This window comes from Pseudomonas sp. 2FE, from assembly GCF_005503735.1.
GTDB lineage: Bacteria > Pseudomonadota > Gammaproteobacteria > Pseudomonadales > Pseudomonadaceae > Aquipseudomonas.
Genome location: NZ_SCMO01000014.1, coordinates 1 through 12,690 on the forward strand (window position 1 = coordinate 1; position 12,690 = coordinate 12,690).

14 protein-coding genes are annotated in these 12,690 nt (G+C 63.1%); 8 read left to right on the forward strand and 6 right to left on the reverse strand.

Annotated features, from left to right (window positions below; all coding sequences use genetic code 11):
• On the reverse strand, nucleotides 1–567 hold a 567-nt coding region (locus FFS12_RS17460; RefSeq protein WP_137888659.1), incomplete at its 3' end, for a cation diffusion facilitator family transporter.
• A gap of 136 nt (nucleotides 568–703) precedes the next feature.
• Between FFS12_RS17460 and yaaA the strand changes: the two genes are divergently transcribed.
• The 5 genes from yaaA (at nucleotide 704) to FFS12_RS17485 (ending at nucleotide 3,893) form a co-directional block, all read left to right on the forward strand.
• Entirely contained in the window at nucleotides 704–1,483 is a 780-nt protein-coding gene (yaaA, locus tag FFS12_RS17465) for a peroxide stress protein YaaA (protein ID WP_137888661.1), read from the forward strand.
• A 133-nt stretch (nucleotides 1,484–1,616) separates the two neighbouring features.
• A complete protein-coding gene (locus FFS12_RS17470; protein ID WP_137888663.1) occupies nucleotides 1,617–2,081 on the forward strand; it encodes a multidrug transporter in 465 nt (154 codons plus the stop codon).
• Between the two features lie 60 nt (nucleotides 2,082–2,141).
• A complete protein-coding gene (locus tag FFS12_RS17475; RefSeq protein WP_137888665.1) occupies nucleotides 2,142–2,972 on the forward strand; it encodes an SDR family oxidoreductase in 831 nt (276 codons plus the stop codon).
• A gap of 80 nt (nucleotides 2,973–3,052) precedes the next feature.
• Entirely contained in the window at nucleotides 3,053–3,433 is a 381-nt protein-coding gene (locus FFS12_RS17480; protein ID WP_137888667.1) for a VOC family protein, read from the forward strand.
• Between the two features lie 79 nt (nucleotides 3,434–3,512).
• On the forward strand, nucleotides 3,513–3,893 hold the full coding sequence (locus FFS12_RS17485) for a DUF393 domain-containing protein (protein ID WP_137888669.1): 381 nt from the start codon (nucleotides 3,513–3,515) through the stop codon (nucleotides 3,891–3,893).
• 14 nt (nucleotides 3,894–3,907) lie between these two features.
• Here the strand turns inward: FFS12_RS17485 and FFS12_RS17490 are convergent, their stop codons facing one another.
• On the reverse strand, nucleotides 3,908–4,804 hold the full coding sequence (locus tag FFS12_RS17490; protein WP_137888671.1) for a DMT family transporter: 897 nt from the start codon (nucleotides 4,802–4,804) through the stop codon (nucleotides 3,908–3,910).
• Between the two features lie 154 nt (nucleotides 4,805–4,958).
• Between FFS12_RS17490 and FFS12_RS17495 the strand changes: the two genes are divergently transcribed.
• Nucleotides 4,959–5,882 carry a helix-turn-helix domain-containing protein gene (locus FFS12_RS17495; RefSeq protein ID WP_137888673.1) on the forward strand — a complete coding sequence of 308 codons (924 nt, stop codon included), beginning with the start codon at nucleotides 4,959–4,961 and terminating at the stop codon, nucleotides 5,880–5,882.
• A 105-nt stretch (nucleotides 5,883–5,987) separates the two neighbouring features.
• Here the strand turns inward: FFS12_RS17495 and FFS12_RS17500 are convergent, their stop codons facing one another.
• On the reverse strand, nucleotides 5,988–6,491 hold the full coding sequence (locus FFS12_RS17500) for a DUF3016 domain-containing protein (protein WP_137888674.1): 504 nt from the start codon (nucleotides 6,489–6,491) through the stop codon (nucleotides 5,988–5,990).
• Nucleotides 6,492–6,610: 119 nt separating this feature from the next.
• The gene (locus tag FFS12_RS17505; RefSeq protein ID WP_137888676.1) at nucleotides 6,611–7,108 is read right to left on the reverse strand and encodes a phosphate-starvation-inducible protein PsiE; all 498 of its coding nucleotides are present in this window, start codon (nucleotides 7,106–7,108) and stop codon (nucleotides 6,611–6,613) included.
• Between the two features lie 398 nt (nucleotides 7,109–7,506).
• Between FFS12_RS17505 and FFS12_RS17510 the strand changes: the two genes are divergently transcribed.
• Nucleotides 7,507–9,834, forward strand: coding sequence for a bifunctional diguanylate cyclase/phosphodiesterase (locus FFS12_RS17510; RefSeq protein ID WP_171011910.1), 2,328 nt, complete (start codon nucleotides 7,507–7,509; stop codon nucleotides 9,832–9,834).
• A gap of 57 nt (nucleotides 9,835–9,891) precedes the next feature.
• On the opposite strand, the gene FFS12_RS17515 is transcribed toward FFS12_RS17510, so the two are convergent.
• Entirely contained in the window at nucleotides 9,892–10,359 is a 468-nt protein-coding gene (locus FFS12_RS17515; RefSeq protein ID WP_137888680.1) for an aminoacyl-tRNA deacylase, read from the reverse strand.
• Nucleotides 10,360–10,715: 356 nt separating this feature from the next.
• On the opposite strand from FFS12_RS17515, the gene FFS12_RS17520 reads away from it, so the two are divergent.
• Nucleotides 10,716–10,985, forward strand: coding sequence for a YebG family protein (locus FFS12_RS17520; protein WP_137888682.1), 270 nt, complete (start codon nucleotides 10,716–10,718; stop codon nucleotides 10,983–10,985).
• A gap of 592 nt (nucleotides 10,986–11,577) precedes the next feature.
• On the opposite strand, the gene FFS12_RS17530 is transcribed toward FFS12_RS17520, so the two are convergent.
• Nucleotides 11,578–12,687, reverse strand: coding sequence for a dihydrolipoamide acetyltransferase family protein (locus FFS12_RS17530; RefSeq protein WP_137888686.1), 1,110 nt, complete (start codon nucleotides 12,685–12,687; stop codon nucleotides 11,578–11,580).
• Nucleotides 12,688–12,690: the final 3 nt, after the last annotated feature.

Below are 12,690 nucleotides of genomic sequence, written 5' to 3' on the forward strand. Positions count from 1 at the left end.
CATAAACGCCGCATGCCGATTGAGATCCCGCCCGCCCGCCCTGGCCTCCTGCGCGTGATCGTGATCGTGATCGTGCTTAGCATGCGCATGACCTTGAGCATGCCCGTGATCGTGTTGATCGCGCAGCAACCAGGCCGAGAGCAGGTTGACCAGCAAACCCATAGCGGCCACCCAAAGCGCCTGATCGAAGCCAATCTCGACCGGCGCCCACAAACGCCACAGCGACTCCACCGCCATCATCACAATCACCACGACCAGCAGCACCGCACTGGCGAAGCCGGCCAACACCTCGACCTTCCAGGTGCCGAAGGCAAAGTGCCGATCCTGCGCGTAGCGACGCGCCAGCAGATACGCCAGCGCGGCCATCCCGATGGCGACCATATGTGAGGCCATGTGCCAGCCATCCGCCAGCAGCGCCATGGAGTTGAACCAGTAGCCCGCAGCGATTTCCACCAACATGGTCAGGCCGGTCAGCGCCGCCACCCGCCAGGCTTGGCGCTCGGCGCTGGAGCCCAGCGGGCGGTAATCGTGGGACGGCTCCCAGCGCGAATGATTGCAGGCGGTCATCGGGATTCCTTAATCAACATGAGTGACCCAGGCAAACTACAACCCCGGGGCGGCCCCCAGGTCAACCCATAAGCGTTATCGCTAGAGCCTAGGCAGCGCACCGCCTAGAATCACCGCAGCCTTTAGGAGACGACTCATGCTGATGGTGCTATCCCCCGCCAAAACCCTCGACTATGCAAGCCCACCGGCCACTGCCCGCTACACCCAACCCGAGTACCTCGATCACGCCCAGGAGCTGGTCACCCAACTGCGCGAACTCAGCCCCGCACAGATCAGCGAGCTGATGCACCTCTCGGACAAGCTCTCCGGGCTGAATGCCGCCCGCTATGGCAGCTGGACCCCGAACTTCACTCCCGAGAACGCCAAGCAGGCACTGCTGGCCTTCAAGGGCGATGTGTATACCGGCATGCACGCGCAAGACTTCACCGAAGCCGACTTCGACTTCGCCCAGGAGCACCTGCGCATGCTCTCGGGCCTATACGGTGTATTGCGGCCACTGGATCTGATGCAGCCCTATCGCCTGGAAATGGGCACCAGACTGGCCAACCGCCGGGGCAAGGATCTTTATGCGTTCTGGGGCGAGCGCATCAGCGCCTGGCTGAATGAAGCCTTGGCCGCTCAAGGCGACGATATCCTGCTCAACCTGGCCTCCAACGAATACTTCAGCGCGGTGAAACGCCAAGCGCTCAACGCGCGGATCATCGACACCGAGTTCAAGGACCTGAAAAACGGCCAGTACAAGATCATCAGCTTCTATGCCAAAAAAGCCCGCGGCATGATGGCGCGCTATGTGATCAAGGAGCGCCTGAACGACCCCGAAGGGTTGAAGGACTTCAATTATCAGGGCTATCGCTTCTCGGCAGAAAACTCCAAACAGGACAGCCTGGTGTTCCTGCGCGACGCGCCACAAGACTGAGCCCTGACCTTGCCCCCTATCTATTACCCCAACCCCATGTTGTAGGATGGTGCCTCCCCTCGCAGCGAGGCCCCCACATGCCCTATCGCAGCACTCCAGCAGGCCGCCAAACTTATGAGTCGAGGTCCTGGCCATGCTGATCGGCGCCCTGCTCGTCCTCACCTGGCTGATTCTGCTGATCCGCTACCCGGCTAAAGCCCTGCCGGTGTCCCTCGCCGCCTTACTCGGCCTGGCCCTGGTCGCGGTCTGGGTGTTCTGGCTGGAGCAACGTGAAGAACGCCAACTGGCCCACCTCGAGCTGCGCTTGAACTACGCGCCCGACGTCTGCCCGGCCGACCGCCCGCTGGCCCTCCGGCTGAAGAACGGCAGCGACAAGCCATTGCTGGAGTTGCGCTGGAGAATCAGTGCTTATGCTCCGGGAGACAGCGTCAACCTGGTGCAAAGCTTCTACGATTCGCCCCGCTACCGCGGCCCGGGCGAACTGCTCCCCGGCGAGAGCTGGCAAGATTGCCTGCCACTCCCGCCCCTGCGCCCCGGCTATCGCGCGGCGACCGTGGAATTCCGCGCCGAGCGTCTGCAAGGTAGTTTTGCCGATTAACCCCTCGCCCCGAACCGACATCGGCTACGAACCCGCCATGCCCAACCAAAGGACTAGCGCATGACCCAGCCCACCGCCCTCATCACCGGTTGCTCCAGCGGCATCGGCCGCGCCCTGGCAGAGGCCTTCCAAGCCGCCGGTTACCAAGTCTGGGCCACCGCCCGCAAAACCGACGACCTCGCCGCCCTCAGCGCCGCCGGTTTTATCGCGGTACAACTGGACGTCAACGATGGCGCCGCCGCCGAACAGCTCGCCAGCCGCCTGAACCAGGAAACCGGCGGCCTTGACGTACTGATCAACAACGCCGGTTTCGGCGCCATGGGCCCATTGCTGGATGGCGGCGTCGACGCTCTGCGCCGGCAGTTCGAAACCAATGTCTTCGCCCTCGTCGGCGTGACCCGCGCGCTGTTCCCGCTGCTGCGTCGCAGCAAAGGCCTGGTGGTGAATATCGGCAGCGTCTCCGGCGTCTTGGTTACCCCGTTTGCCGGCGCCTACTGCGCCTCGAAAGCCGCCGTACATGCACTGTCCGACGCCTTGCGCCTGGAACTCTCACCCTTCGGCATCGGCTTGATGGAAGTACAGCCCGGCGCCATAGCCTCCAGCTTTGGCGCCAACGCCAGCCGTGAAGCCGAACAGGTTATTGCCGAAGGCTCGCCCTGGTGGCCGATCCGCGAAGGCATCCGCGCCCGCGCCAAAGCCTCGCAATACCACCCCACCCCCGCCACCGACTTCGCCCGCGACTTGCTCGCCGCCGTGCAAAGCGCCTCCCCGCCACGCCTGCTGCGCCTGGGTAATGGCAGCCGCGCGCTGCCTGTGCTGGCGTGCTTGATACCTAAGGCATTGCTGGAAAAGGTGCTGAAAAAACGTTTTGGCCTGGATCGAACGCTTTGACTCAGCCATGACCGCTAGACTGCCAGTAAGGTTTGCAAGCTCTGAGTCAGGCGCCAAAGCTTTCTCTGGAGTAAACGAGCATGAGCGAGAACGATCTGCGCCCTCCGATCTGGGTGGGACACGTCGCCCTAGAGACAGATCGACTGGACGAATCTGCGCAGTTCATGCGCACGATCGGCATGCGGCCCGTGTTTCAGGGGCCGGAAGTCGCCATCTTTGAGTTGCGTGGAGGAACGCATCTAATCCTTAAGCTCAAGAGCAAAGTGGTTCCAGGCAATGCCCCATTCGACTTAATGGTCGATGATCTTCGTCTGGCTCACCAGCTCTATGCATCGCTCGGGCTCGCCCCAACGCCAATCGAGGCCATGCCGTCCATCGAGCACGAGATCTTCCGGGTCCGGGAGCCAGCCGGGCATGTCATTACCATCTTCTCAAGTCATGTGTCGGGCAGGCCCGTGTGAGCACAGCGTTGGCGCCTAGGTTCAGGGACGCACCCGCTTCGCGGATGCGTCCCTGAACCTAGGCGTTATGGAGCGTTAAATGAGTGAGCCAGTAAAACCCAAGGTGTACTACAACGGTGCCTGCCCCGTGTGCAGAGCCGGTATCAACTCACAAAGAAGCCGCATGGAGTCTTGTGGCATCACCGATATCGAGTGGGTGGATGTGCACCACAACCCGGAGGCGGTTAAAGAAGTCGGCGCTTCCTTGGAGGAAGTTCGCGAGCGTCTTTACCTTAAGGACGAAGCAGGGAATATCAACATAGGCACCGAAGCCTTTGCCGAGCTCTGGACGAAAACGCCGAAGCAGCGTTGGCTGGGCCATATGGTTCGCCTGCCAGTCATTCGCCCCAGCGTAGCGTTCGCCTACAAAGTCTTCGCCAGGCTGCTCTATCGCTGGAATCGCAGGCTCGGGCATTGGTAGCGGCTTTAAGCACACTAGCGAGCAAGCGCCGCCAGCGGCAGCGGTTTGGGCTTACGGAACACCAGCACATTCCCCAGCATCACCAAGACCAGCCCCGCCAGCGCCGGTAAGGTCCACTGGTAGTCCTCGACAAAGGCCGAGATATTCAGCGCGACGACCGGGAACAACACGGTGCAGTAAGCGGCGCGCTCCGGGCCCATGCGGCCGACCAGGGTCAGGTACGCGGTAAAGCCGATGACCGAGCCGGGAATCGCCAGGTAGAGCAGCGAGCCGACATAGCGGCTGCTGAGATCGAAACTGAACGGCGCACCGCTGAGCAGACAGTAGCCCGAGAGCAGCAGCGCGCCATACAGCATGCCCCAGGCGTTGGTGGTCAGCGGTTTGAGGCCGGCCTTCTGCTGCAGACTGGAGAGCATGTTGCCGGCGGAGAAACACAGCGTGCCGAACAGCGCCAGGCCCAGGCCGAGCAGGGTTTGCTGGCTGGCGTGGTGGCCGGCCAGTTCGGGCCAGAACAGCAGCGCCAAACCCGCCAAGCCGAAGGCGCCACCCGCCAACACATTGGCGGCCACCTTATGGCCAAAGAATATCCGCGCATTCAGCGCATTCCACAGCGTCGCGGTGGAGAACACCACGGCAATCAACCCACTGGGAATCCACTGGCTGGCGGTGTAGAAGCACAGGAAGTTGATGCAGAACAGACACAGCCCCTGGGCCAAACACAGCAGTTGCGCGCGACCATCGAGCCTCTGCAAGCGGCGGCTGAGCAGCAAGACGGCGAACAGCACCGCGGCCGCCAGGCCGAAGCGATAGGCAATCGACAGCGGGATGGCGACTGTGCCCATCTGCAGCTTGATGGCGATCCAGGTGGTGCCCCAGATCAGCACGGTGAGTAGATACAGCGAGAGGTTCATACGCAACTCCTACGGCGATGCCGGGGAGTCTGGGCCGCCAAGCGAGGGCCGGCTTGCACAAACTTGCGCTTATTTGCCGCGCCGGGCTGGCAGCGGCGCCCGCGCGCGTTAGCATGGGTCCACTAGAGCGCCGCAGCCGGCGCGGGTGCAGGCCATGTCGCAACTCGCACAGATCCAGGTATTCCAATCGCTGAGCAGCTCGCCGCATGCACGTCTCGAGCATTGCGCCGAACTCGGCGACGGCCTGATCGCGGCGCTATGGAGCAACCACCACGACGCCCGCGAATACCAGGGGCCGAGCCACCACACCCTGTCCTGCTACCTGGCGGGCGGCACCGGCACCTTCCGCCGCGGCTGCCCCGACAGCAAGGGCGCGCCGGACAAGCTGTGCGTGCTGCCCGCCGGCCATGAGTCGGCCTGGGTGATCAATGGCGAAATCCGCCTCGCCCACCTCTACATCAGCCCCGAGCGTTTCGCCCTCGGCGCCCTCAGCCTCCTCGACCGCGAGCCGCGCGAGCTGCAGCTGCGCGAGCGCACCTTCCTCGACAACCCGCAGCAGGCCCTGCGCTTTCGCCAGTTGACCGCGCTGAACTGGGACGAACCCGGCGAGCGCCTGCTGACCAGCAGCCTGGCCCACGAGATGCTCAGCCACGCCCTGCTCAACCAGGTCGGCCTGCGTCAGGGCCTGCGCCTGAAGGGAGGCTTGGCGCCACGCCTGCGCCGGCAGTTGATCGACTATATCGAAGCGCACCTGGCCGAGCCCATCAGCCTGGGCGAACTGGCGAGTTTCGCCGCACTGTCCGCCTACCACTTCGCGCGCATGTTCCGCGCAAGCTTCGGCGTCCCGCCCCACCGCTACCTGCTGGCCCGGCGCCTGGCGCGGGCACAACAGTTGCTCAAAGACGGCGCCCTGCCCCTGGGTGAAATCGCCCTGGCCTGCGGCTTCGCCAGCGCCAGCCACTTCAGCAATCGCTTTCGCGCGGCCTTGGGCGCAACGCCTGGCGACTACCGCGCGGCCCTGTGTGGTGAAGAACCGCTGAATCAGCCGTCACCCCGGCGTAGGCCAGAATTAATCTAGGGCAGATCAACCGCCCAGCGGTTAATCCACCGCAACCGGACAGTATCGCAGTGAACGGTGGAAGCCCCTTTGGGGATTCCACCCTAGGATCCTGGGAGAGGCAACCTAGTTCTGAGCCTGTTGGCCTAAATTGCGCCGGAACCAATCATCCAGCATGGCCTTCTCATAGCGCAGGCGATCACTGCTGAAATAACGATTGCCGTGTTGCAGGTAGGACTGATCGATCACCACCGCCTCGCGATTGGCGATCTCCTGGCCGTCCTGTTCCAGGGCATAGTGCAGTTTGATCCGCGGCCAGGTGATCTCGCGCATAAAGCGCACCTCGCTGTAGTCGATCCGCCAGGGTTCGTAACGCCCTGCCAGGTCGATATCCAGCACCTGCACTTGCAGACGCTGGCCTGCTTGCAAGTAGCGCTGGCCAAGTTTCTCGATAAAGGCCTGCAACTCTTTCAGCACCGACTCATCGGCGCCACGACCGTAGGCACGGGAGAACCGCGCGTCGCTGTAGTTTTCTGGATGGCTGAAGCTGACCTCGGTAGTCGATGCCAGCGCTGCCGGAGCCACCGCAAGCAGCAGGGCACCCACCCTCAGCGCACTTAACAGGCGCATTGCACACCTCCTAACGGTGCTTATTCGCACTCACCATCAGGTTCAGTTTACGCCCGCCGCCACGGCTGAAAAGCCGTTTCAAGCCGCCAGCGGGCAACTCCTGCCACCCAGGAGCAGGCCTAATCGGCCTCGACTTCACCGTCAGCTGCTTGGCCGAGCTGGCTGCGCTGGTGCCCGGCTTTTTCCGTCGACACCGAGGGGAATTGCGACGAGGCATAGCGCACCACCAGAATCGCCAAGGCCAGCAGCAGAATCGCCCCGGACACGTACACCACGCCCATATCCGGGCTGTGATGGTGCGATACATCGGAAATCAGCAGGCGCGTTAGCGCGGTGATCGCCACATAGATCAGGAAACGCACCGGCATATGGTTGGTCTTGAAGTAGATGCCAACCATGGCGCCGAGCTCCAGGTAGATGAACAGCAACAGAATGTCATCGACCGTGATATGGCCCTTCTCCACCATGCCCAGAAACGCCACCACCGCCGCCCAAGCCGTGATACCGCCGATGGCGAACAGCGCCAGGTAGTGGAAGGTCTCGACCAGCAGATTGCCCAGCGACTCCGCCAGGCCGTGCACGTTCTCGCGCAGGGCTTCGGCCCAGTTCAGTTTCAAGATGCTGCTCCTTAGGCGCTGTTGACGTAAGCGAGCTTGCCGGGATGATGGCGCTCGAAGGTGACGCTTGGGTTATGCAGGATGGGGGCCAGCGAACGCCTGCTGGGCGGAATGGCGAGAACGGGCACTCACTGCTAACGTCATCACATACTGCGAACCTGGGAAGCAGCAACACGCCTAGTGCCCTGCGCCGAACCCGCTGGTACAAGATGCCAGGTCGGTTCGTGGCAGTCACTCGGAAGCCCTCTTTTCCCACGCCCGCACCGATCTGCGGCTGATGCTGTCCCCGACTCCGTGGCTTGGAAAAACCGCGGAGACGGGCTCCAGGCAACCCACCGCCAACGCCGAGCTGAGAATTTCACCGCGAGCAGCCTGTGGCTGCTGCCAAGGAGGGCCGAGTGTTTCGCAAAATCCACAACCTGCGTACCCGCACCCTGCTCTACTTGCTGCTGTTGCTGTCCGGGTTTGCCCTGGCCAGCTACTGGACCACCTCCCATCTGCTGCAGCGGAGCCTGCTGCAATTCGAAGAGCGCCATGCCCAGGAGGAGCTGGAACGGGTCCGCGCGGTGCTCGCCGCCGAGGCCCAGGGCCTGCTGGGCAGCGCCGTGGACTACGGCTTCTGGGACGATACCTACGAGTATCTGCAACAGGGCAACCCGGACTACCTGACGAGCAATTTCACCGCCGACTCCATGCGCAATCTGCGGGTGGATTTCGCCGTCTTCCTCACCGCCGCCGGCCAGCCTCACTCCGCCTTCGATATCGGCTCCGGCCAGCTGGAGAGCCTCGCCGCCGGCAGCGGCAAGTTGCGCGAGGTGCAGGCCGGCCTCGCTGCGCTCACCCCCACCCTGCAACAAAAGGGCGCCTACCTGCTGCGCTGGATCGACGGCATTCCGGCCCTCCTGGCCTACAGCCCGGTGCTCGACAACAGCCGTACCCAGCCGCGGCGGGGCTGGCTGGTACTGGGCCGTCTGCTCGATGACGACGGCCAGGCCGAGCTGGCGCAGTTGGTCTCCACGGCATTCCAACTGGCGCCCGCGGCGGCGGCAAGCGTGCAGCCGCCGCGGACGGCGCCGAACAGCATCCGGGTTAGCCGGGTCCTCGAGGACTCCCTCGGCAGCAGCGCTCTGCGCCTGATCATCCAGCACCCACCGATCCTGCACAGCCAGAAACACGCCGGCAATCTGCTGCTGATCGGCAACTCCCTGGTCATCCTGGTGCTGGCGGTACTGGCCGCCGCCGCCCTGCTCGATCGCCTGATCCTCAAACGCCTCAGCCTGTTCTCGCGCCTGGCCGAGCAAAGGCAGCGGGTGGATGAGCAGCCGCCGGTCTGGCCGGTGCAAGGCCATGACGAACTGGACAAGCTAGCCCAGTCGCTCAACGAGCTGATGGCGGAAGTGCACTCTGCCCATGCGAATCTTTACCAGGATGCGCGCAAGGACCCGCTGACCGGCTTGGGCAACCGCAAATTCCTCGGCGAGCGCCTGCCCCTCTACCAGGCCATCCAGCAGCGTCAGCCGGAACTGGCGCTGACCATCTACCTGATCGATCTGGACGATTTCAAACTGATCAACGACTGCCTCGGCCACGAGGCCGGCGATGCCCTGCTGGACAGCATCGCTCAACGGCTACGGGTTTTGATTCGCGCCAGCGACACCGCGGTGCGCATGGGCGGGGACGAGTTCGCCGTGCTCAGCCTGGAAAGCGCCGGGCAGGGCAGCCACATCCTGGCCCAGCGGCTGCTGGAAGAGATCTGTCAGCCGCTGATGTTTCAGGGCTCCCGCCTGGCGATCAGCGGCTCCATCGGCATCGCCCATGCCGCGCCGGGCATGAGCCAGGAGGAGCTGCTGCGCAACGCCGACATCGCCATGTACCAAGCCAAGCGCGCGGGCAAGAGCCGCTATGCGTTCTACTCCGCGGCCATGCATGCCAACGTGCAGGAACGCATGTTCATCGAACAACGCCTGCGCCAGGCCCTGATCATGGGCCAGCTGGAGGTCTGGTTCCAGCCGATAGTCGACTGCGCAACCCAGGAGGTGGTGATGGTCGAGGCGCTGGCACGTTGGCCAACCGACGCGGGCTTCTGCCCTCCCGACAAGTTCATTCCGGTGGCCGAGGAAGCCGGCCTGATCGGCGAACTGGGTCACTATATCGCCCGGCATGCCGTCCACGCCTTGCCGCGCCTGCAGCAGCTGCGGCCCGGACTCGCCCTCAATATCAACCTGTCGGTGAAGCAGTTGCTGCAGGTCGACCTCGTCAGCCAACTGTGCGAACTGATAGACGCCGAGCCGCTCTCCCGGCACAGCGTGCACTTCGAGCTGACCGAAAGCGCTTTCTCGGAAAACCTGGAGCTGCTCCAGCAACAGGTGAACGCCCTGGTCGCGGCCGGCTTCAAGCTCCACCTCGATGATTTCGGCACCGGCTACTCCTCCCTGCAACGCCTGCAACACCTGCCGATGTCGGCGCTCAAGCTGGACAAGTCCTTCACCCGCCTGCTTGAAGAGGGCGATGAACGTATCGTCAAGGTGATTCTCTCGCTCGGTGAACAGCTGCAGATGAGCGTGATCGCCGAAGGCGTGGAAACGCTCCTGCAGCAGGAGCGTTTGCAGGCGCTCGGCTGCCGGCTGATGCAGGGCTATCTGTTCGCCAAGCCCATGCCCGAAGCGCAGCTGCTGGACTGGCTGCAGGCCCGCGAGACGACCGCCAGCCCGCCGCTGGAGTCATAGAACTGCGCACTGCGCCCCGTCGCCGCGGGCAGAGTTGGCTGGCGCCGCAAGCCAGCTCTATTCGCTGAGCGATCCGCGTCGGGCATCCGGCATGAGCTGGAGATATTGCTCCGTGCTCATATGCACCAGCGCTTCATGATCGCCCGACTCAAAATACACATCCTTGACGCCCACCAGGGCCTGGTCGATCAGGGTTTCCATCTCGAAGGCGCTGCCCACCGGCGGAATCGCGCCATACTCGCAGTCGCTGAAACGGGAGCTGAACTCGCTCTCCCGGGCCAGCCGCCAGTGGCGTTTGGTGAGTTTGTGCACCTTGCTGAGATCGACTTGCCGAGTCGCCGGCACCACCGCCATCAGCCAGTGCCCCTGGAAGTCATCGAGGATCACCGACTTGGCCATCAGATAGGGCGGTACTCCAGCGCGCCGTGCCGCTTCGCGGGTGGTGATCGAGGGGTCGTGCTGCAGCATGTCGTAGCGGGAATGGTTCTGTGACAAGTAGCTTTGCAAACGGGTGGCCATGGTCATGATGCATCTCCTGCCGTTGGCCTGAGGATTGACGCCGGCCTCATCGTCCTGCTGAAACCCGCGCTGGCCGGTGCGGGTAGCTACCGGCTCATGTCGCAACAAGCGTGTTGCGCGCTATCGGGGGTTCCTCCCTGCCCCCGCCTTGAGCACTGGGCCTGCGCCCAATGCTCACTCTACAAGTCTAGTGCATGGGTTTACGGCCGAAGCGTCTAAACCAGGCGTGGCTACATGGCATCGTTTTAACCACCTGTTTGAAACGGGCCGCTATCCAAGCACGGCGGACTGCTTTATGCTTGGAAGCCTGTATATAAACACAGTAATCCGTACGACTAACCAGCATGAAGGTGAGGTGATGAATGGCCGTCGAAGTGGTGTACCGCAGCAGCCGCGATCCGGAGCACTTGTTCATGGATAAAGCCGAAGCCGATCGTCATGACAAAATGCTCGAACTGGCGGAGTTAGTGACGCAAGTGCTACACAAAGCCGTACCGTCACTGAGCGAGCAACAAGGCGAAGAAATCGGGATTTATATGGCCAAGAACCGCGAGGTATTTGCCAAGGCCTTCAAGAGCCAGCCGGATGCCTTGAACGAGCTGATCAACCCCGCTGAAGAACCTGCGGACTGACATCCGTCGCTCTACAGCCGCCTGACCTGTGTCAGATGCCTGCCTAAGAAAAGCCCCTCGGCTCACGCGCGAGGGGCTTTTTTATGGTTTTCACGGATTACCGGGAGGACGTGAGGGGTTAACACCGAATCGGCAAGATTGTGTTGTCTCGTCGCTTGGTGTCATTGGGCGCTTGCCGTGCTGGCTGACAGCCCGGTTTCGCCCTGCTGGGCGAGTCACTTTTCGCAGTCGCGCGAAAAGTAACCAAAAGCGCTTGCCCCTGCATCCGGCCCGCCTGCGGCGGGTTCCCTCGCTCCATCGTCGCTCCGGGGGCACGCCGGGAATGAGGGGAGTCGGAGCGCAGCGAAGACCCGGATGTCGGGGGGCGCTTTCTTTTGCTTACTTTTCTCAGCGCACACAAAGAAAAGTGAGGCGCCCGAGGGGGCGCAACCAGAAGCATCCGCCCACGCGATAACAGGCTCGGGCACAAGTTCAAGGCCAACAAATAGCAGGACTCTTGCGACCCATCTTGCCTATCCGGTATTAACCGCCACCCCCGAGAATCCGCGAAGAACCTTTTTTATACTTGACCAGCTCATTGGCTACCGAAGTTTTAACCATCGGGTTTTTCCAACGCCTCGACCATGGCCCGCATAAACCGCGCCGCTTCCCCGCCGGTTACCGCGCGGTGATCGAAGGTCAGCGACAGCGGCAGGATCGGGTGCACCAGCACCTTGCCAGCCACCGCCACCGGTTCTTCACGAATACCGCCGGCGCCGATGATCGCCACTTGGGGCGGCACCACCACCGGATTGGCGTAGCGCCCGAACAAGGTGCCAAAGTTGGACAGCGTGATAGTCGCGCCCATCATTTCCTGCGGCGGAATCGAGCGCGCCTTGACGTCCGCGCGCAAGCGCGCCATGCCCTCCTTGAGGTCTTCCGCGCTGCGCGCGCCGACATCGCGCAGTACCGGCACGAACAGGCCGTCCGGCGTATCCACGGCGATGCCGAGATCGAGCTGCCGATGCTGCTTGATCGACAGCGACTGGCCATCGAACCAGGCGTTGAGCAGCGGCTCGACCGCACAGGCGGCGGCGATGGCTTTACCCAGGCGGATCAATGGGTCGCGGGCTTTGCCCCACTGGTGCAGGTCGGCGTCGCCATAGATGGTCACCGGCACCACGGCGGCGTGCGACTTGGCCATGTTGATTGCCATGCTGCGGCGCACGCCACGCAGCTTCTCGCCGCCAAATTTGTCCCGCGCCGTTTGCGCCGTCGCTTCGACATCGGCACGGGTGATCATGCCGTCGGCGCCGGAGCCGCTCAGGCCATTGAGTTCCACGCCCAACTGCTTGGCCAATTGGCGCACGCCGGGGGTCGCACGTGGCGCCAGATGCTCGCGGGTAGACGGCGCGGCACCGACGAAGAAGCTGTCTTCCTGAGCGCTACCACCCCCTTCCAGGCGACCGACCACGGTGCCGGCATCGTCTTCCCCCTCGTAAGCCAACAACGGCTCGCCGACGTGGAGGATCTCGCCATCGTTGCCGAAGCATTTGGCGATCACCCCGTCATAGGGTGCGGGAATATCGACTATGGCCTTGGCGGTTTCCACCGACACCAGCAACTGGTCGGCCTTGACCGTATCGCCGGCCTTGACGTGCCATTCGACGATCTCGGCTTCCTGCAGGCCTTCGCCCAGATCGGGCAATTTGAAGTACTTCATCTC